Raw genomic sequence first — 19,510 nt, forward strand, 5'->3', positions numbered from 1 at the left:
TGTGCTTTTTGCTTTTATTTAAAGAAAATTATGCACGCCAACACATTAAAACTTATTCATGTGATTAATAATTATTGGGAACATTGGTTAACTTCCCACAAAAATAAAAGTGTTTGCTCAGGTTTTCTTAAAGGCTCAAAAATGAAATACAAACCATAGGATAGTTTTTGAAGAAAAAATCAACTGCCTCTTTTATAACTCATAATCAATAATTGCTGAAGATAAGGAATGTATTGTGAAAAAAGGATTATATTGTTTCATAGTTTTGTTTTGTATGCTGACGACTTTTTCTCAAGATGTTTTTTCTGCCTGTTCTGTCTTTCATTCTTCTGGAAAACTTACAGAGCGAACTAATGATGCTTTAGGCCTTATACTTTTTTCAGAGGCTCAGTGCCCTAGAGATGTTTTTGCATTGCGGCAATTTTTAAAAAATTCGGGTTTAAAAATAGAAACAACAATGGTTGCAAATCGAGGATTCCATAATCCATCTCAAGGTAGTTTTAGTTTATTTGAGATGGCCTTAGGGGAATTAAAAATAATGGATCATCATTTGTCCATTAATGCCGGCGATTTTTTCTTTGGTCATTTTACTGCTGTAAGCCCAGCTGGTGATTTAGTTGCTGATCAGAATCCAGAAAAAAATGTATTAATGATTGAGGCATTTGCTTGGGATCCTAAAAAAGAGGTATTTAATTTTTATGAATTACGTGGTGATGGCACACAAGGCCAATGGTTTTATCGCGGAGATTCAGAAGATATTTTTGCAGATAACGAGTTACTTCATCGCCAACCCGATCCAAAACATCCCCAATTTGGTACACGATTACGTTGTTCTGGATGTCATGGTGCTGGTGGGCCTATTATGAAAGAATTGGATAAACCTCATAATGATTGGTGGGAGCCAAAACGAAAATTGGATTTTGGTGGGCGCAAGCCAGATGCGGCATTGCAAGATATTTTAGAAACACTAGTGGCGCCGGATCAATTATCCAAAAGCGTTTTGCTTGGCGTTAACAAGCTGAATTATAACGAGAAATTCTATCGAAAAAAAGTTTCTCTTTCCTTACAAGAGCTGCTTCGTCCTTTATTTTGTCCAGTTGAACTCAATTTAATGTCGGATATTTACCCAAATGATGAATTTCATTCCGAAGTAAGTATTCCCATGGAGTTTTTTATTGATTCAAGATTTTTACCGGATCAGAAAAATCAAGCGATTATTATTTCTAGAGCTTTTTACGAAGAAGCATTAAATGTTTTAGGGAGTCATTTTCCTGAAACCTATTTGCAAGATGCGGATCATGCGTGGCTTACACCTGTGAAAGCTAGATCAGATAAATTAGCAGTGGATAATTTAATTAACAATAGAGTAATTGATACTAAATTCATGTTGGATGTTTTAGATATAGATAGAGAAAATCCAGTATTTTCACCGACACGGTGCAGTCTTTTACGTTTGCTGCCAGCAACCCCTACTTTGAATTGGCATGATGTATTTATAAAAAACTTGAGTAAATCAAAAGAATGGGCTGCAAAAAAATTGCTAAAAAATCGTACCTCTCCAGAACAAGATATTGAATTTTATCAACAAAAAGCAAGAAAATTTCTTCAGAATTGTCAAGAGAAACTAAAAAATAGCAAAAATGTGGAAAAGATGTATCGCTTGTTAGTGCAAAGACGGATAGAGGTGAGCACATCAGAAATTTCATTAAATCCACTTGGACAAATTTTAGAACCCGGATTTCGTGTCATTTTTCCTGAGAATGAAAGAATACTTGCTTCAAGGACATTAAAGCTCACGTCAGCCTGTGATGTAATAGAGCAACAAGATAAAATATCATGAGCATAAAGAAAAACAATTGATTCAAAAATTATCTTATTACTGTGTTGTTACATCGGATATCATTTTTTAATGATGCCAATTGATGGTGTTTTGTAGCCTGGATATGATCAATAAGTCTATGTTTTACCCAAAGACCCTGGCATAGTTACCTATGCCAGGTGCTGCTACGTTTCACTACGCGACAATCGCCATGGTAGCACTGTTTTTTATAAGTTGAATGATGGCATGTGTTACCTGCGCATGTAGTGTGTTTAACATCTTTTGTCCACACAGCCCAACTGTTTGAAGCGAAAAAAACACCTACACTCAAGCCTATAATTATTTTTTTAAAATGAGTCAATATCATCTAAATCTCCTCGGTCATATGTTTATCTATATGACTATAATTTTTACATTTCTTCCGATGAGTATAGGTGAAAACACCAGATTTTTCTTTATTTTATTCAAAATGATTATTATTTTTATAGTAAAATAATTATTGGAGTTAAATATTGGTTCAATTTTATTTAGATAATTTTCTTTTCTTCATACTTTCTTTTAACAGCGAAATGAAATCAATTACGTCACTTTTGCTCTCTTTTTCAGGTATTTCTTTTTTAATTTTTGATTGTTTTGCAATTTGTTGATCCAGCCATTTTTTTAATGCTTCTCGATATTCGTTGTGATATTTTTCGGGTTGCCATTTTGTAGTCATTTCTTGAATCAAGGCTGTGGCCATTTTTATTTCTGAAGCAGAAATTTTATAAGCTTTGAGATTTTCTTGAGGGAGAGCAATTTCATGTTCTGCACGGATTTCGTCTTTAAAATGGATTAAGTATAAAAGTAATGCATGCTGATGAGGAATAATCAAGCAGATGGATTCTTTAGTGCGTATGATAATTCGCGCAACACCTGCTTTATTTGTTTTTTTTAATGATTCTCTTAATAACACATAAGCTTTTTTATTTTTGCTTTCCGGTACTAGATAATAAGGTTTAATTAAATAAAGACTATCGATTTCTTGAAAATTGACGAACTCTTCAATAGTGATTGCTTTAAATAAATCAGGCTCAACTTTTTCAAATTTTTCTTCATCTACAATAACGTAGCGATCTTTTTCGTATTCAAATCCTTTAACGATATCGTCCCAAGATACTTCATTTCCTGTTTTTTCACTAATACGTTGATAGCGAATTCTCGATTTAGTTTTTTTGTCAAGCAGATGAAAATTAATTTCATTTTTTTCTTCAGTTGAATATAAAGAAACAGGAATAGAAACAAGGCCAAAAGAAATTTCTCCTTTCCAAATTGATTTAGGCATTCTATTTAATCCTTAAATAAATTCATTTATAAAATCTCATGATCAAGGTTTATTAAAAAAGATTAGACCATTTATCTCTTTTTTGAATTCTCTCCAAAGTGGAAATTTCTAGTTTTTTTAATAAAATTAAAGAAGAAACATACATCATGGAGAGAGTAATGAGCTTGGAGGCTTATCGAAATAAAAGAAATTTTAATAAAACTCCTGAACCTCAAGGTAATGTTTCCGAGGAAGATAAATTTCTATTTGTTATTCAAAAACATGCAGCCAGCCATCTTCATTATGATTTTCGATTAGAATTGAATGGAGTATTACTAAGTTGGGCTATTCCCAAAGGTCCTTGCCTTGATCCCTTAGTGAAACGTTTAGCAATGCATGTGGAAGATCATCCAGTTGAGTATGGTCATTTTGAAGGAATAATACCCAAAGGCCAATATGGTGCTGGTGTCGTAATGCTCTGGGATCAAGGTACTTGGCAAACACTGGATAAAAATCCCGAAGAGGCTTATAAAGCTGGGCATTTACGATTTGAATTAAATGCCAAAAAATTAAAAGGGCGTTGGGACTTGCTTCGTTTTAACAAGGCGAATCAATGGTTTTTAATTAAATATAAAGATAAATTTGCTCAAAAACTAGAAGATTATGATGTTACTGTAGAGGCGCCAAATAGTGTGTTGACTTATCAATCTATTGAAGAAATCAGTAAAAAATTTCGTTTTTCATGGACAAAAGAGGGGTTAATGGAGGAGGTGGTTCCAAATCAAAACCTAAAAAAAAACATGACGATAATTTTTTGAAATTATTAAATGACTTGCCAATTAGCCCTTTACCTGAGTTTGTAAAACCGCAATTAGCCACTTTAGTAGATAAGGCTCCGGAAGGTTCAGAGTGGTTGCATGAAATAAAACTTGATGGGTATAGGATACTTGCTTTTATTCAAGATAAAAAAATTCATTTAAAAACCCGTAACAATAATGATTGGACCAGCTATTTATCATCGATAGAACAAGCACTTAAAAAATTATCATTGCAGCGAGTTATTTTGGATGGGGAGCTTGTGTTGCTTGATAAGCATGGATATTCTGACTTTCAACTGTTACAGAATACTATTAAAGTTAACACAAATGCTCCTTATGTTTATTATATTTTCGACATTCTTTATTACGATCAATTTGATTTAAGATCGTTACCTTTATTAAAGCGTAAGCAGATTTTAAAAAAATTATTAGCAGGGGAAAATAAAACGCTTCGTTATAGTGATCATATTATAGGGAATGGTGGTTTTCTTTTTCAGCAATCTTGTGATTTATCTCTTGAAGGAATAATTTCCAAACGAATAGATAGCCCTTATTTATCGAAGCGAAGTAATACATGGTTGAAGGTAAAATGCCAACACAGGCAAGAATTTATTATTACAGGATATGTTCCTTCTAAGGGAAGGCGTCACTATTTTCGATCTTTATTTTTAGGAGTCTATAACGAGTATGGGGACTTAGAATATGTAGGGAAAGTAGGGACAGGGTTTACAGAAGAGTCACTTAAAGAAATTTTTACTCTTTTACAAAAAGAGCTTCCAACTAATAAGAGTCCTTTTAATAAAGAGATTGCCAATTCTCATGAAGTAGTTTGGGTTACACCCATGTGGGTGGTGGAAGTGGAGTTTACTGAATGGACAGAAGAAGGTTATTTGCGTCATCCAAGTTTTAAAGGCTTACGTTTGGATAAAAAGCCTGATGAGGTAGTTAAGGAAAGAACAAATAAGATTTATCAAAAAGAGGATGAAGTGAAAAAAATGAAGGTGGATACAAGACAGCATTCATTGAAAATAACTCATCCTGATAAAGCGCTGTATCTTGAAGAAGGAATTACAAAAAGAGATTTACTTAATTATTACGAAATTGTAGCTGATCATATAATGCCCTTTATTAAAGATAGGGCTTTATCATTAGTACGATGCCCTGAAAATCGGAACAATTGCTTTTTTCAACGCCATTATACGGAGTCTACACCTAAAGCTTTAAAAGCGATTACTGTAGAAACTAAAGCGGGAAAAAAAGAGCAATTCATTTATTTAAATACTAAAAATGGATTATATAGTTTGATACAAATGGATGTTTTAGAAATTCATCTATGGGGGAGCTTAGTTTCGAATATAGAAAAGCCAGATGTGATTGTTATTGACTTAGATCCTGATCCATCAGTTGCTTGGGAAACTATAGTTAAATCTGCTTTGGAAATAAAAAAATATTTGCAAGAATTTAAATTAACTTCTTTTGTCAAAACGACAGGTGGTAAAGGATTACATGTGGTTGTACCTATACAACCAGAGTATGAATGGGATGAAGTGAAAAATTTTACACATGTTTTTGTGGCGCTTATCGAAAGAATAAATCCTGAATGTTACGTAAGTAAAATGACTAAATCCAAACGCAAAGGCAAAATTTTTATTGATTATTTGCGTAATCAACGCGGCGCAACCGCAATTAGTCCTTATTCAACAAGAGCACGTGCGCATGCCCCTGTTGCTGTCCCTATTTCTTGGGAGGAGCTTACTCATGATAAGCGTGATTCGGAGTTTACTTTAAAAACTTTACCTAACCGACTCAAGTTATTAAGAAAAGATCCATGGGAAGATTATTGGAAAATAAAACAATCTTTGCGACTCGATGAATTAAAATGAGTAGTGCTATTAAGGGGAGTAGCCACTCCTCATGATACGGCCCCAGAACATTCTGGAGCTGTGTGCAGGTATTTCTAATATCAAGAACAATCATGCTCGCTTATATTACGTAAGGATACGGATATAAAAAACGATTTTTGTTTAGCAAAAGCATTAAGGGTAACTGGCAGATATCCTTGATTTCCTCCTAATGAATAACTAGGATATATATTATAAGATCAAAAATAGATCATATTGTTTTAATTATTTCTTATTCCGAGAAAAGGAGTGATTTAATGAATACAAACATCGAATTAGGTGCAATGAATGCTAGTGATAGTACATCAATGGATGAGATGGATACCAATGAAAAGACTGTTAGTGCTGATTCTGAAGATGTATCTAAATATAAAAAAATAAGCGCGCATATTCCAAAGCTAATTACAGTTCTCGAGCAATTAGAAATGTTAGATCAAAGTTTTGAAATGAATTTTGAATTAAAAAAATCAAGAAAAAGGTTCGCATCGATAGTTACAGATAACGTAAATCCAAATGCAGAAGATATAGAAGAATTTATAGATCTTCTATCAAGTGCGCTTTACGGGTTAAGTGCTGGATTGCGTGTAATTGATATGAACACGCTTATGCAAGAGAAGAAAAGCCGTGCTGTAGATTTACTAGCAGACATTTCTCTAATCCAAGAGGATATTGCTAAGCTCGCTGGCTAAACAAGAGGACTATACAGCAAACTTTATTTACCTGCCCTGCAACGATTGATTGTAGTTTATGAGAGATTTTAACCATGCCAACTACTAGAAAACTTGATTGGAGCAAAGTAGCACGAGCCGCGAAAAAAGCAGCGAAAGAAGCTGGCGCAGGGCTGGTGGGAGTGCTTGTTGCTCCTGTGTATGCTGTGGGCAGTGCAATTGAATGGACAAAAGATCACGGTTGGCCCGCGGTTCGTGATGCGGCGGTAAGTGCGTATAAAGGAACAAAAGAAGCTTTAGGCACTGCGTTTGAATGGACTAAAACCAAGGGCTGGCCAGCCGTCCGCGATGCGACGGTAAGTGCGTATAAAGGAACAAAAGAAGCTTTAGGCACTGCGTTTGAGTGGACTAAAACCAAGGGCTGGCCAGCCGTCCGCGATGCAGCGGTAAGCGCGTATAAAGGAACAAAAGAAGCCTTAGGCACTGCGTTTGAATGGACTAAAACCAAGGGCTGGCCAGCCGTCCGCGATGCGACGGTAAGTGCGTATAAAGGAACAAAAGAAGCTTTAGGCACTGCGTTTGAATGGACTAAAACCAAGGGTTGGCCAGCCGTCCGCGATGCAGCGGTAAGTGCGTATAAAGGAACAAAAGAAGCTTTAGGCACTGCGTTTGAATGGACCAAAACCAAGGGTTGGCCAGCCGTTCGTGATGCGACGGTAAGTGCATATAAAGGAACAAAAGAAGCTTTAGGCACTGCGTTTGAATGGACCAAAACCAAGGGTTGGCCAGCCGTTCGTGATGCAGCGGTAAGTGCGTATAAAGGAATAAAAGAAGCTTTAGGCACTGCGTTTGAATGGACTAAAACCAAGGGCTGGCCCGCGGTTCGTGATGCGGCGGTAAGCGCGTATAAAGGAACAAAAGAAGCTTTAGGCACTGCGTTTGAATGGACCAAAACCAAGGGTTGGCCAGCCGTTCGTGATGCGGCGGTAAGCGCGTATAAAGGAACAAAAGAAGCTTTAGGCACTGCGTTTGAATGGACTAAAACCAAGGGTTGGCCCGCGGTTCGTGATGCGGCGGTAAGCGCGTATAAAGGAACAAAAGAAGCTTTAGGCACTGCGTTTGAATGGACCAAAACCAAGGGTTGGCCAGCCGTTCGTGATGCGACGGTAAGTGCATATAAAGGAACAAAAGAAGCTTTAGGCACTGCGTTTGAATGGACCAAAACCAAGGGTTGGCCAGCCGTTCGTGATGCAGCGGTAAGTGCGTATAAAGGAACAAAAGAAGCTTTAGGCACTGCGTTTGAATGGACTAAAACCAAGGGCTGGCCCGCGGTTCGTGATGCAGCGGTAAGTGCGTATAAAGGAACAAAAGAAGCTTTAGGCACTGCGTTTGAATGGACTAAAACCAAGGGCTGGCCAGCCGTCCGCGATGCAGCGGTAAGTGCGTATAAAGGAACAAAAGAAGCTTTAGGCACTGCGTTTGAATGGACTAAAACCAAGGGCTGGCCAGCCGTCCGCGATGCGACGGTAAATGCGTATAAAGGAACAAAAGAAGCTTTAGGCACTGCGTTTGAATGGACCAAAACCAAGGGCTGGCCAGCCGTCCGCGATGCGACGGTAAGTGCGTATAAAGGAACAAAAGAAGCTTTAGGCACTGCGTTTGAATGGACTAAAACCAAGGGCTGGCCAGCCGTCCGCGATGCGACGGTAAGTGCGTATAAAGGAACAAAAGAAGCTTTAGGCACTGCGTTTGAGTGGACTAAAACCAAGGGCTGGCCAGCCGTCCGCGATGCAGCGGTAAGCGCGTATAAAGGAACAAAAGAAGCTTTAGGCACTGCGTTTGAATGGACTAAAACCAAGGGCTGGCCAGCCGTCCGCGATGCGACGGTAAATGCGTATAAAGGAACAAAAGAAGCTTTAGGCACTGCGTTTGAATGGACCAAAACCAAGGGCTGGCCAGCCGTCCGCGATGCGACGGTAAGTGCGTATAAAGGAACAAAAGAAGCTTTAGGCACTGCGTTTGAATGGACTAAAACCAAGGGCTGGCCAGCCGTCCGCGATGCAGCGGTAAGCGCGTATAAAGGAACAAAAGAAGCTTTAGGCACTGCGTTTGAATGGACTAAAACCAAGGGCTGGCCAGCCGTCCGCGATGCGACGGTAAATGCGTATAAAGGAACAAAAGAAGCTTTAGGCACTGCGTTTGAATGGACTAAAACCAAGGGCTGGCCAGCCGTCCGCGATGCGACGGTAAATGCGTATAAAGGAACAAAAGAAGCTTTAGGCACTGCGTTTGAATGGACTAAAACCAAGGGCTGGCCAGCCGTCCGCGATGCAGCGGTAAGCGCGTATAAAGGAACAAAAGAAGCCTTAGGCACTGCGTTTGAATGGACTAAAACCAAGGGTTGGCCAGCCGTTCGTGATGCAGCGGTAAGTGCTTACAAGGGAACAAAAGAAACTTTAGGCACTGCGTTTGAGTGGACTAAAACCAAGGGTTGGCCCGCCGTTCGTGATGCAGCGGTAAGTGCTTACAAGGGAACAAAAGAAGCTTTAGGCACTGCGTTTGAGTGGACTAAAACCAAGGGTTGGCCCGCGGTTCGCGATGCGGCGGTAAGCGCGTATAAAAGAACAAAAGAAGCTTTGGGCACTGCGTTTGAGTGGACTAAAACCAAGGGTTGGCCCGCGGTTCGCGATGCGGCGGTAAGCGCGTATAAAAGAACAAAAGAAGCTTTGGGCAATGCTGTTGAACGGACAAAAACTAAAGGTTGGCCTGGAATCAAAGAAGCTGCTGAAAATGCTTTCAAAAATGCACGTGAATTTTGCAGCAGCAAGATTTCTGCAATGAGCAAGAAGTTTGATGAATTACATGATAAAGCAATCGAAAAAATAGATAAGTATTTAGATGATTATTTAACTGAAGATAAGGGACTCTTATTATCTTCTCCAGCGAATAGTTCTCCGAAAACATCTCTTTCTTCTTCTTTTAATGAACCGATGTCGACGAAACAATCCGAAGATAATGAGATGCAGGAGCTGGGGAAGGATAAGGAAGATTCAAAACGTCATCAGTTATAGCGCAAGCGTAATACGAAATTTTTTTCTCTATTGCTCAAATAGAGATGAGTTTTAAATAGTATCTGAGTCAAAGTGTTTTAAAAATACATTAAAAGGGTAGGTTTATTCTGCTAAACTGCGAGCTAAATTTCTTTTTTTAAAGTAAAAATATGGTTATTTATGAAGTCAATTTATCAATTGACCGAGATGTCTTTGCAAAATTTCAAATATGGTTAAAGGAGCATGTAAAAGAAATGCTTCAATTGCCTGGATTCATACAAGCAAGAATTTTAAAGCCAGAAGATAAGGAAATAATTGGGAAAAATAAATTAACAGTCCAATATCAACTGGAAAATAGAGAATCCTTAACTATATATTTTGCTGAATTTGCAGCTAAAATGCGTGAAGAGGGGATTAGATTATTTAAAGATAAATTTTCTGCAGAAAGAAAGATTTTTGAAGTTCAGGAAAATATTGTGAAACAATAACTTAACGTGAATTTCGGATCAAGGATCTATTGAGATCCAGCCTCCATCTTGAACCGTTCGGGCTGAGGAGGCATGCATGCCGTCTCGAAGCTTTAGTCCAGAACTTGAAAATTTGTACTAAGGCTTCGAGACAGTGCTATGCGCTTCCTCAGCCCGAACGGATCAAAGTAAAACCACGTTCTCTTATCCGAAACTCACGTTAATTTAATGTAAAAGAAGTGTCTGTATTGAAAATAAAAGCATAAGAAATTAGGTCATTAAAAACAAATAGCATACAAAAACAATCTATTACTTAGGGTGATCGTTTAAGTGATTTTTTAATTGATCGCAGATGAGCTCAGTTGAACAGTTGTTCATATAAGAATCTATCGATAAATGATACAATTTTAAATATTTTTGATTATTGGGTATTCTTTGAATGATTGGTTTTTCTTCAGAAGAGTTTCGTTTTTGCTTTAAACTCATGGATAAATCTCAACATGAATTTGTTCTGGGATGGATTCATCAACCTCATATTAATGAATGGCTTCATGGTGAGGGTTTAAGCAATACCATCAAAGATATAGAACAATTCTTAAATAATGGGGAACCATGGGCTACCCATTGGATAGCCTACGATAATGAAATTCCATTTGCTTATTTGATGACTTCTGAAGTTGAAAAATCAAAAGAATATCCAGAGGGAGCAGTTACTTTAGATTTATTTATTTGCAGGTTGGATTACATAGGGAAAGGATTATCGATACAAATGATTCATGAATTCATCTTAAGTCAATTTATTGATAAAAAAATTGTGCTAATTGATCCAGAAATTTCTAATGAACGTGCTGTTCATGTGTATCAAAAAGCTGGTTTTGAAATTATTGGCGAATTTATAGCCTCATGGCATCCCGTCCCACACTATAAAATGCAGTTATGTATTGATAAACTAAAAAAACAAAAATCATTAGACTAGATAAATTTTTGTATATTACTGGTATTGATTAGGTTTAACCATTGCATCTATCGATTATCGATATGCTACAGGACGTTATGGATTATTCGCTAATAAGGTAAAAATATTAAGTAACGTGAGTTCGACACAAAAGACATTTCTATGCCTTTTGTGTCGTTAACACGTTAAGTAGTTCTTCTGAACTAAACCACTACCCAAGGAAATTTTTAAAAAGTCAGGTGGGGATTCAATTAATGGGAATCCAATCAATACAATTGAAAATATATGTGAGCACATAAAAAAAATTGTTATACAATTAGTAGTATCCTTAGATTACGAGGGCTGTTTTTAGAATTAATATTTGTAGCAGTCATTAAAATTTTTTATTTCTGTTAAAAAAGGAACTGGTTCCCACTACCTATATGTTGCGTTTTACGCGCAGTGTCCCGCTTTGCAAGAACCTAATATTGCAGACCGTTTGGAGCTCGACTATAAATCGCAGAGCGTAGGGAAACAAAATGGATTGCCAGCAAACTCTAAGATACAACTAAGGAATAGTGTAATGAGAATTAATGATATATATACCTTCTTTTTGTGGTGGTTTCTCTTTAGCATTTTCTGGATTTTATTGATTTCCCATGTCACTGTTGCCGAATGTCTTATTGGAGGCATTTTAGCATTTATCATTGCTTTTATACCTCTGACAATGACCAAACTAGGCTACTTTTCATTAAGGATTCGTGGCCATTGGTTTGATACTTTCTTAAAAATTCCTTATAAAATTATTTTTGAAACTTATTTAGTATTTGTAAGAGTTATTACATTTTTTATTAAAGGAAAACAGATAAGAGGCGGTTTCCATACTTTATACTTTAAAGATTTGCATCCCAAAATATCTAATCGAAAACTAGATTTAACCTTGCTAATTTATACATTTTCTATTGCTCCTAATCATTATATTGTATTCATTGATAAGAAAAATAAAAAAATATTGATCCATTCTTTAGTAACTAATAGATAAAGAATATTTTAGTTTTTGTAGTTATTAATAAGGCAGGTTTAAGTGAATATTTGGTTTATCGCAATTCTATTTATGCTTCTAAGCTTATTAATTACAACAGTTGGAATTTTGCGAGGTACGGTTTTAAATCGATTAATTTTTTTACAAGTAAGCAGCAATATAACTACTATAACTGCTTTATTATTATGCGAGTTTTATGGCCGAGCTGCTTATTTTGATGTGCCGTTAACAATGGCTATATTAAGCTTTATTAGTATATTAATTTTTATTCGGTATTTGGAGTGATCAGCGAATGAATTATGTAATAGGAATCCCTCTTTTTTTAGGAGTTGTATTAATACTTCTTTCTAGTATTGCTCTTGTAATTTTACCAACAGCCTATGCTCGGTTGCATTTCCTGGCGCCTACTACCTTAGGGATATTTTTAATTGTAATTTCAATTTTGATCAAAGAAGGACTGAATCAACAAGGGATTAAGTCTTTATTAGTTTTTATAATTTTAATGTTAATAGGACCCGTATTGACTCATGCCACGGCAAGGGCAGGTAAAATGGAAAAAAATCAATGATATTTATAAATCTAATTATCTATCTGTTGCTTATTATTACTGGAACTGGGGTAATATTAACTAGAAACCCATTAAAGCAAACAATTGTATTAAGTTTATTTGGGCTTATTGCTTCTCTATTATTCTTGATCCTGCAAGCACCAGAAGTTGCTCTTTCAGAAATTGTTGTAGGCATGGTGATCATTCCCCTGATGGTTCTACTCTCTCTTATAAAAATAAAAAGTTATAAAGAAATCAATAAAGATGAAGGGGAATAAATGAATAGCACTAGGAAATATTTTTTTTTATTTTCTGCTCTTGGTTTTTTCATCTTTTTAATTCCAGGAATTTTAACGCTCCTTCCTTTCGGCCAGAATCAAAGCGAATATGCAAGAATTGTTCTTACACAGGAGTCAGCTAAAATAAAAGCAACTAATATCGTAACTGCAGTTGCTTTTGACTATCGCGGTTTTGATAGTTTTATTGAAGCAATAATCCTTTTTACGTCAGTTGTTGGTATTATTCTTGTTTTGCGAGTAGGGAAAAAAGAAAGAAAAGAAATTTCAAAGCATATAAACTCTAAGAAACAGCCTCCAAAAATTAGCCCTGCAATTGAGTTTTTTGGTTTGGTTTTTATTGGTTATATTGCTTTTTTTGGTTTTTATATGGTTTTGCATGCTCCATTATCACCCGGAGGGGGATTTCAAGGTGGAGTAATCATCAGTTCTGCTTTACTATTAATTTATCTTGCAGGATCCTATTTTGAATTTATCCAGAGGCTTTCATTATATGTTATAAGTCTTGTTGAATCTTTGGGATTGATTAGTTTAATTTTATTGGGAAGCATTCCATTTTTGGAGGGAAACAATTTTTTTTATAATTTTCTTCCTAAAGGAACGCTCGGAAATATATTATCTTCAGGAACGATTTTACCTTTTAATTTATTTGTTGGTATCACTGTTATGGCCAGCATCATTCAAATTTTAAATGAATTTTTAGAACAAGTAGTCATCATTCGCAAAAAGAGTAAGGAAAGATAATAATGGATTATTTGTCTTATTTTGTAGCATTTTGGTTGTTTATTTTCTCTCTCTATGGGATCGTTAGCAGTCGCAATTTAATTCATATGATTAATTGCATTATTGTCTTACAGTCCTCTACTTATATTTTTCTTTTATTCATTGGATACCGTCAAGGAGGCTCTGCGCCTGTTCTTGCGGATAATATACCTCCTGAAAAGATGGTTGATCCGGTAGTGCAAGCCATTGCTCTGACCGATATTGTAGTGAGTGCAGTCGTTGCTGCATTATTATTGGCTATTGCAATACAGGCATATAAGCAGTTTAAAACGCTCGATCCCTATAAATTAATTTCTATAAAAGGTTGATATGTATAATTTGGCTGTTTTGCCCATTCTACTTCCTTTTCTTACGGCTATGATTTTATTAGTGGTTCGGGATGTCTTAAGTAGAAAGTTCTTGGATTCTATTGCATTAGCTACAACACTTGCAGTTACTTTGATTTGTATCCTATTAATGAGGCGTGTTCCTGAGGTGTATTGGTTTGGTAATCAAATTCCCGTAGGGAAGATGGCAGTAGGTATTGCATTCGTTATCGATTTTATAGCAGCTTCTTTAGCAACTTTTACTTCATTTCTGACGTTTACAGTTTTTATTTATTCTTGGAGTTACTTTAAAGCGGTTAGCGGTTTATATCATTCTCTTATGCTCCTTTTTTTAGGAGCTATGATTGGGTTTTGTTTTACCGGTGATCTGTTTAACCTCTTTGTTTTTTTTGAGCTTATGAGTGTGGCTGCATTTGCTTTAACAGCATATAAGAATGAATCACAAAGTGCTTTGCAGGGCGCTCTCAATTTTGTGATTACGAATATGCTGGGTGGCATGTTAATATTATTAGGCGTAACATTTATTTATAGTAAAACAGGGGCATTAAATTTTGCTCAAATAGGGGCTCTGCTCCAAAATCAAACTTTAGACAATATCATCATTACTTCTTTTGTGTTGATGACAATAGGATTTTTAATTAAAGCAGCTATCGCTCCTTTTCATTTCTGGCTTGCCGATGCACATACAGTTGCACCAACGCCTGTATCTGTCCTTTTGTCAGGTATTATGGCTCCACTTGGATTATATGGTTTTTTACGTGTTTATTGGACGATGTATGCGGCGCCGTTACATTCTTTAGATACGGTGGTTACTGTACTATTTTTTAGTATAGGCACTATTACCATTTTAATCGCAAGCATCATGTGTTTTATTGAACGCTCATTAAAACGAATGCTTGCTTTTTCGACTATAAGTAACTCGGGCATTATTTTAATTGGTATATCTACCTTAAAACCACTAGGTATACAGGCTTCTATGATTTATATTCTTGCACATGGTTTTTTAAAGGGTTCCCTTTTTATGTGCAGCGGGGTGTTATTGCATCATTTTAGAAGCGTTGATGAACTTGATTTACAGGGAAAAGGAAAAAAAATACCTTTCATTGGTCTTTTGTTTTTTATAGGAATTATTGGTTTGGCAGGTTTGCCTGCATTTGGGGTTTTTACAGCCAAAAATATGATTGAAGCTTCTATGGATTTGAAAGTTGTTGGGGTTGCCTTTTTTCTTATTCTATTTGAATCAATTGTTACCACCGGAGCGTTTGCACGTGTGTTTGGAAGAGTTTTTCTTGGTTGGGGAATGCAGCAAAAAAATAATTTGGTCACCGAAAATAGCGAAGAGCAAGAAACTCAAGCCACCAAAAAAACTACTCCTATAGTGATGGGTATTCCAATAGTATTATTACTATTAGCACCTGTGGTTCTAAATTATCTCTATTTTTTTAATAACACTTTAAGTACTGCTGCAAATGAATTTCAAAATCGAATTTGGTATTATGCTGTTGTATATAATGAAACATTACCTGTTACACAGCCAGTAAATTATTCAGGAAATTTAAAAAATTATATTTTCGAATTCACGGGGATTTTAATTGCTTTATTTATTGGATTCTTAAATATCTTTAAACATTTTATCCCTTTTAAAATACGTAAAATAACTGATACGATTAATATGCCCTTTATAACAATATTGAAATCATTGCAAAGTGGTTTAATTGGAGATTATCTATCTTGGATTATTTTTGGGACAACTATTATAGGTCTTGCTTTTTTACGTTCAGTATAACTATTACATGATCTTAATAGGGCTTAATTAAGAGGAGTAGGCGCTACCCAAATCCTTTTGAGCCTAGAATGATCTGATTTATTGGAAGCTGGTACTTAAGGCATTTTACGATAAGTAAAATGGATTTTATTCTTACCTATAAGAGATGGACATTTCAATGTAGCAGTATTGAATTTCAATTTATCCTGTCTATACTCAAAATACACTAATAATGCTTTTGGAATGAAAGGCATCAGGTGTATGCACTAAAGCACCCCAGGAAAACCTCCATGGAAATTTATACTAAACATTCTACGCTAAAATTATAATTTAGTTTTATGAAGTCAGATGTCCCTACTGGAATCAATAAGGGAGAAGCTGAATGCCACGTGAAAACTATAAAAAAAATGAAATTAGAGACACTGATGAGAACCCCCAAAATTTAGATGAATATTTAACAGGCTATACGGCGGGTTATCAATTTTCTGGACCTCATCGGCCACTAGAAGAGTCAGAACAGATACTTAAATATCCTTCTGATTTTGATCGTATGTTACATGCTTGGTTAGCAGAAATCACGTTAGGGATATCACCGGCTTCTTTGATACTTGCATATATTGATTGGTTTTTGCATTTATTAGTATACCCTATCAAACAGCAAGAATTGCTCAGAGACGCAAATCGAAAAATTGAAATGTTCTTAAACTACGTGAAATATAGTTTGCTAGGACAGAAATGCGATCCTTGTATTGTACCACAAGAAAAAGACAGCCGATTTGAGAATAGGCTATGGCAAGAGTTACCATTTGCTTTTTATGCACAAGGATTTTTATTAACCGAACATTGGTGGCAATTAGCCACAACCCACATTCATGGTGTAAGTAGGCATCATACCGAAATCGTTAACTTTGTAACAAGGCAATGGTTGGATATGCTTAGTCCGAGTAATTTCCTTCCCACAAATCCTGAAGTGATTAAAACAACGTTGGACGAACAAGGCCAGAACCTGATAAAAGGCTTAGATCATTTAATAGATGATCTCTCCCGTTTTATTCAAAATGAGCTTCCTCGAGATGCTGAGCAATTCAAACTAGGAACCGATCTTGCGACATGTGAAGGTAAAATTATTTACAGAAATTCTTTATTTGAATTGATTCAGTATGTCCCAAAAACCCAAAAGGTATATCCCGAACCCATTTTAATTATTCCGGCTTGGATCATGAAATATTACATTTTAGATCTTTCACCAAATAATTCCATGGTAAAATTTTTGCTAGAGAAAGGCCATACTGTCTTCATGATTTCATGGAAAAATCCAGATAAAGAAGACTCATCACATGGCCTCTCAGATTACCTAAAAGAAGGGGTTATAAAAGCAATTGAAATAGTTTCTAAGGTTGTTCCTAATCAAAAGATCCATGCAACTGGTTATTGTGTTGGCGGTACTATTTTAACAATGGCAGCTGCTTATCTTGCTAAGCATAATAAAAACTTACTTAAATCACTTACCTTATTTGCAACTCAGATTGATTTTGCTGATGCGGGTGAATTGTTGATGTTCATCGATGAAAGTGAGCTTGCCTATTTGGATGATTTAATGTGGAACCAAGGAAATTTGAAAAAATGGCAGCTTTCTGGTGCTTTTAATATGCTTCGCTCTAAGGACTTAATTTGGTCTAGATGGGTTCGAGATTATTTAAAAGGAAAAGAAGAAAAAATGTTTGATTTAATGGCCTGGAATGCTGATGCCACTCGTATACCTTATAAATTACATGCAGAATATTTACGCTCCCTGTATCTTAATAATGATTTGATTGAGCACCGTTATCAGTTTGAAGATACCATTATCGACTTAGATGAGATACGCATACCGGTTTTTGCGGTAGCTACTGAGAAAGATCATATTGCTCCTTGGAAATCCGTTTTTAAGCTTCATGCACTGTTAGCAACAGAATTGACCTTTATTTTAACTAATGGAGGTCATAACGCTGGGATTATAAGTGAACCAGGACATAAAGATCGGAAATTTGAAATTAGGGTATCTAATAGTCGAGATCACTATATTTCCCCTGAAAAATGGAGAGAAAAAGCGGAAAAAAAAATCAGGATCATGGTGGCTAACGTGGCAAAATTGGCTTAAAAATGATTCTCAAGCAAAGACAACTCCTCCCGAAATGGGAGCCAAAGAATTTAAACCAATAGAAGATGCTCCAGGTCAGTACGTCCTGATACGTTAGATGTTTCCTCATGGGATATGGTTTTTGGGTATACAGCATTGGATGCAATTTATGAAAGAAACTTCTTTGAAGACATTAATATTATTACTTGCTATTTTTATCGCATTAATCTTTTTTTTAGCGATTTGGAATGTCTTCCAAAAAAAACATACTCTATTAAGAAACTTTCCTATCATTGGGTATACACGCTATTTCGCGGAATTCTTAGGCGTGTATTTAAGACAATATTTTTATGCTCGAGATCGAGAAGAATTACCTTTTAATCGTACAGAGCGGACATGGGTTTATGAAGCAAGCGAAGATGTAGATACCACTATAGGATTTGGGTCAACTCGGGATCGCAGGCCTCTAAATACCATTTATTTTGTTGATTCTCCGTTCCCAGTTCTTAAACGTGATGTTGTAAAGGCTGATTCAGTCACCATTGGACAGCACTGCAAATTTCCCTATACAACAAACTCTTTAATCAATATTTCAGCAATGAGTTATGGGGCTATTTCAAGTAATGCCATCTTAGCATTATCTCATGGAGCAAAAAAAGCAGCTTGCTGGTTCAATACTGGAGAGGGGGGATTATCTCCTTTTCATTTAGAAGGCGGATGTGATCTAGTAGCACAAATTGGGACTGCAAAATATGGCTACCGTGATGAGGATGGAAATTTATCTGATGAAAAATTAAAAGAAGCAGCGGCTCATTCACAAGTAAAAATGTTTGAAATCAAATTAAGTCAAGGTGCTAAACCTGGTAAAGGTGGGTTGTTACCTGCAAAAAAGGTAACCAAGGAAATTGCTAAAGTTCGAGGAATTAAGCCTCATGAGGACTCCATAAGTCCAAATCGTTTTCCTGAAATTTCAAACTCATTCGAATTACTTAATATGATCCATCATATAAGGGAAATAACGGGTAAGCCTACAGGATTTAAAGTTGTTTTAGGAAATTATGAATGGCTGGACGAGTTATTTCAGGAAATCATAAAAAGAGGAATTGAATATGCTCCTGACTTTATTACTTTAGATGGTGCTGAGGGTGGAACAGGGGCTGCTCCGCTTACTTTAGCAGATTATATGGGATTACCTTTAACAGAAAGTCTTCCTGTTCTTGTTGATAAGTTAATTGAATATGACTTACGTAGTCGTATTAAGGTAATTGCCTCAGGAAAATTAATCACTCCCGGAAAAGTGGCATGGGCGCTTTGTGTGGGTGCGGATTTTGTTAATTCAGCACGTGGATTTATGTTTGCTCTTGGTTGTGTTCAAGCATTGAGATGTCATAAAAATACGTGCCCTACTGGAATTACAACACACAATAAATGGCTCGTAAGAGGTTTAAATCCTCGAAATAAAGCAAATCGTGTGTATCATTATGTAAAAAATCTTACTTATGAAGTAGGAATTATTTGTCATTCCTGTGGTGTAGAAGAACCACGAGAATTAAGAAGATATCACGCACGAATTGTATCTGAGCATGGGACTTCTGTTTCTTTGGCTGATGTGTATCCACCCAAAGAAAGAGGGGCAAAACTTAATAAGAAAACATGAATAATTTTTATATTTTTT

Annotated in this window: 17 protein-coding genes; 16 read left to right on the plus strand and 1 reads right to left on the minus strand. The window is 36.0% G+C overall.

Annotated features, from left to right (window positions below; translation table 11 throughout):
- Positions 1 to 235: 235 nt before the first annotated feature.
- Positions 236 to 1,840, plus strand: coding sequence for a hypothetical protein (locus DYH34_RS04135; protein ID WP_058465954.1), 1,605 nt, complete (start codon positions 236 to 238; stop codon positions 1,838 to 1,840).
- Positions 1,841 to 2,342: 502 nt separating this feature from the next.
- Here the strand turns inward: DYH34_RS04135 and ku are convergent.
- The gene (ku, locus tag DYH34_RS04140; protein WP_058465955.1) at positions 2,343 to 3,140 is read right to left on the minus strand and encodes a non-homologous end joining protein Ku; all 798 of its coding nucleotides are present in this window, start codon (positions 3,138 to 3,140) and stop codon (positions 2,343 to 2,345) included.
- Between the two features lie 158 nt (positions 3,141 to 3,298).
- On the opposite strand from ku, the gene DYH34_RS17950 reads away from it, so the two are divergent.
- From DYH34_RS17950 to DYH34_RS04210, 15 genes are all read left to right on the plus strand, one after another.
- On the plus strand, positions 3,299 to 3,937 hold the full coding sequence (locus tag DYH34_RS17950) for a DNA polymerase ligase N-terminal domain-containing protein (protein ID WP_172465399.1): 639 nt from the start codon (positions 3,299 to 3,301) through the stop codon (positions 3,935 to 3,937).
- A complete protein-coding gene (ligD, locus tag DYH34_RS04145) occupies positions 3,934 to 5,820 on the plus strand; it encodes a DNA ligase D (RefSeq protein ID WP_238589557.1) in 1,887 nt (628 codons plus the stop codon). The genes DYH34_RS17950 and ligD overlap by 4 nt, the downstream gene beginning before the upstream one ends.
- Positions 5,821 to 6,095: 275 nt before the next feature.
- Positions 6,096 to 6,527 carry a hypothetical protein gene (locus DYH34_RS04150; protein ID WP_058465956.1) on the plus strand — a complete coding sequence of 144 codons (432 nt, stop codon included), beginning with the start codon at positions 6,096 to 6,098 and terminating at the stop codon, positions 6,525 to 6,527.
- A 74-nt stretch (positions 6,528 to 6,601) separates the two neighbouring features.
- The gene (locus tag DYH34_RS04155) at positions 6,602 to 9,577 is read left to right on the plus strand and encodes a hypothetical protein (RefSeq protein WP_115342557.1); all 2,976 of its coding nucleotides are present in this window, start codon (positions 6,602 to 6,604) and stop codon (positions 9,575 to 9,577) included.
- Between the two features lie 149 nt (positions 9,578 to 9,726).
- Positions 9,727 to 10,044 carry a DUF4286 family protein gene (locus DYH34_RS04160; protein WP_058463777.1) on the plus strand — a complete coding sequence of 106 codons (318 nt, stop codon included), beginning with the start codon at positions 9,727 to 9,729 and terminating at the stop codon, positions 10,042 to 10,044.
- Between the two features lie 418 nt (positions 10,045 to 10,462).
- Complete coding sequence (locus DYH34_RS04165; protein ID WP_058463778.1) at positions 10,463 to 10,999, plus strand: GNAT family N-acetyltransferase; 537 nt, start codon at positions 10,463 to 10,465, stop codon at positions 10,997 to 10,999.
- 541 nt (positions 11,000 to 11,540) lie between these two features.
- The gene (locus DYH34_RS04170) at positions 11,541 to 11,999 is read left to right on the plus strand and encodes a hypothetical protein (RefSeq protein ID WP_058463779.1); all 459 of its coding nucleotides are present in this window, start codon (positions 11,541 to 11,543) and stop codon (positions 11,997 to 11,999) included.
- Positions 12,000 to 12,041: 42 nt separating this feature from the next.
- Positions 12,042 to 12,284: an MrpF/PhaF family protein gene (locus DYH34_RS04175; RefSeq protein ID WP_058463780.1), complete on the plus strand. Its 243-nt coding sequence runs from the start codon at positions 12,042 to 12,044 to the stop codon at positions 12,282 to 12,284.
- Positions 12,285 to 12,291: 7 nt separating this feature from the next.
- Entirely contained in the window at positions 12,292 to 12,567 is a 276-nt protein-coding gene (locus tag DYH34_RS04180) for a cation:proton antiporter (RefSeq protein ID WP_058463781.1), read from the plus strand.
- Complete coding sequence (locus DYH34_RS04185) at positions 12,564 to 12,824, plus strand: DUF4040 domain-containing protein (RefSeq protein ID WP_058463782.1); 261 nt, start codon at positions 12,564 to 12,566, stop codon at positions 12,822 to 12,824. Before DYH34_RS04180 ends, DYH34_RS04185 begins: the two co-directional genes overlap by 4 nt.
- Positions 12,825 to 13,586, plus strand: a complete 762-nt coding sequence (locus DYH34_RS04190) for an MnhB domain-containing protein (protein ID WP_058463783.1) — start codon at positions 12,825 to 12,827, stop codon at positions 13,584 to 13,586.
- 2 nt (positions 13,587 to 13,588) lie between these two features.
- Positions 13,589 to 13,933, plus strand: coding sequence for a sodium:proton antiporter (locus DYH34_RS04195; protein WP_058463784.1), 345 nt, complete (start codon positions 13,589 to 13,591; stop codon positions 13,931 to 13,933).
- Between the two features lies 1 nt (position 13,934).
- Positions 13,935 to 15,737: a complex I subunit 5 family protein gene (locus DYH34_RS04200; protein WP_058463785.1), complete on the plus strand. Its 1,803-nt coding sequence runs from the start codon at positions 13,935 to 13,937 to the stop codon at positions 15,735 to 15,737.
- Positions 15,738 to 16,098: 361 nt separating this feature from the next.
- Complete coding sequence (locus DYH34_RS04205; protein ID WP_218564186.1) at positions 16,099 to 17,856, plus strand: PHA/PHB synthase family protein; 1,758 nt, start codon at positions 16,099 to 16,101, stop codon at positions 17,854 to 17,856.
- A gap of 148 nt (positions 17,857 to 18,004) precedes the next feature.
- Entirely contained in the window at positions 18,005 to 19,492 is a 1,488-nt protein-coding gene (locus tag DYH34_RS04210) for an FMN-binding glutamate synthase family protein (protein ID WP_058463871.1), read from the plus strand.
- The last annotated feature ends 18 nt before the right edge of the window (positions 19,493 to 19,510 follow it).

This window comes from Legionella cincinnatiensis (assembly GCF_900452415.1).
GTDB lineage: Bacteria > Pseudomonadota > Gammaproteobacteria > Legionellales > Legionellaceae > Legionella > Legionella cincinnatiensis.

Coding starts and splice junctions, on each gene's coding strand:
- DYH34_RS04150 (WP_058465956.1), top strand. CDS start 6,096: ATGAATACAAACATCGAATTAGGTGCAATGAATGCTAGTGATAGTACA.
- DYH34_RS04200 (WP_058463785.1), top strand. CDS start 13,935: ATGTATAATTTGGCTGTTTTGCCCATTCTACTTCCTTTTCTTACGGCT.
- DYH34_RS04190 (WP_058463783.1), top strand. CDS start 12,825: ATGAATAGCACTAGGAAATATTTTTTTTTATTTTCTGCTCTTGGTTTT.
- DYH34_RS04195 (WP_058463784.1), top strand. CDS start 13,589: ATGGATTATTTGTCTTATTTTGTAGCATTTTGGTTGTTTATTTTCTCT.
- DYH34_RS17950 (WP_172465399.1), top strand. CDS start 3,299: ATGAGCTTGGAGGCTTATCGAAATAAAAGAAATTTTAATAAAACTCCT.
- DYH34_RS04160 (WP_058463777.1), top strand. CDS start 9,727: ATGGTTATTTATGAAGTCAATTTATCAATTGACCGAGATGTCTTTGCA.
- DYH34_RS04180 (WP_058463781.1), top strand. CDS start 12,292: ATGAATTATGTAATAGGAATCCCTCTTTTTTTAGGAGTTGTATTAATA.
- DYH34_RS04165 (WP_058463778.1), top strand. CDS start 10,463: ATGATTGGTTTTTCTTCAGAAGAGTTTCGTTTTTGCTTTAAACTCATG.
- ku (WP_058465955.1), bottom strand. CDS start 3,140: ATGCCTAAATCAATTTGGAAAGGAGAAATTTCTTTTGGCCTTGTTTCT.
- DYH34_RS04155 (WP_115342557.1), top strand. CDS start 6,602: ATGCCAACTACTAGAAAACTTGATTGGAGCAAAGTAGCACGAGCCGCG.
- DYH34_RS04210 (WP_058463871.1), top strand. CDS start 18,005: ATGAAAGAAACTTCTTTGAAGACATTAATATTATTACTTGCTATTTTT.
- DYH34_RS04170 (WP_058463779.1), top strand. CDS start 11,541: ATGAGAATTAATGATATATATACCTTCTTTTTGTGGTGGTTTCTCTTT.
- DYH34_RS04205 (WP_218564186.1), top strand. CDS start 16,099: ATGCCACGTGAAAACTATAAAAAAAATGAAATTAGAGACACTGATGAG.
- DYH34_RS04185 (WP_058463782.1), top strand. CDS start 12,564: ATGATATTTATAAATCTAATTATCTATCTGTTGCTTATTATTACTGGA.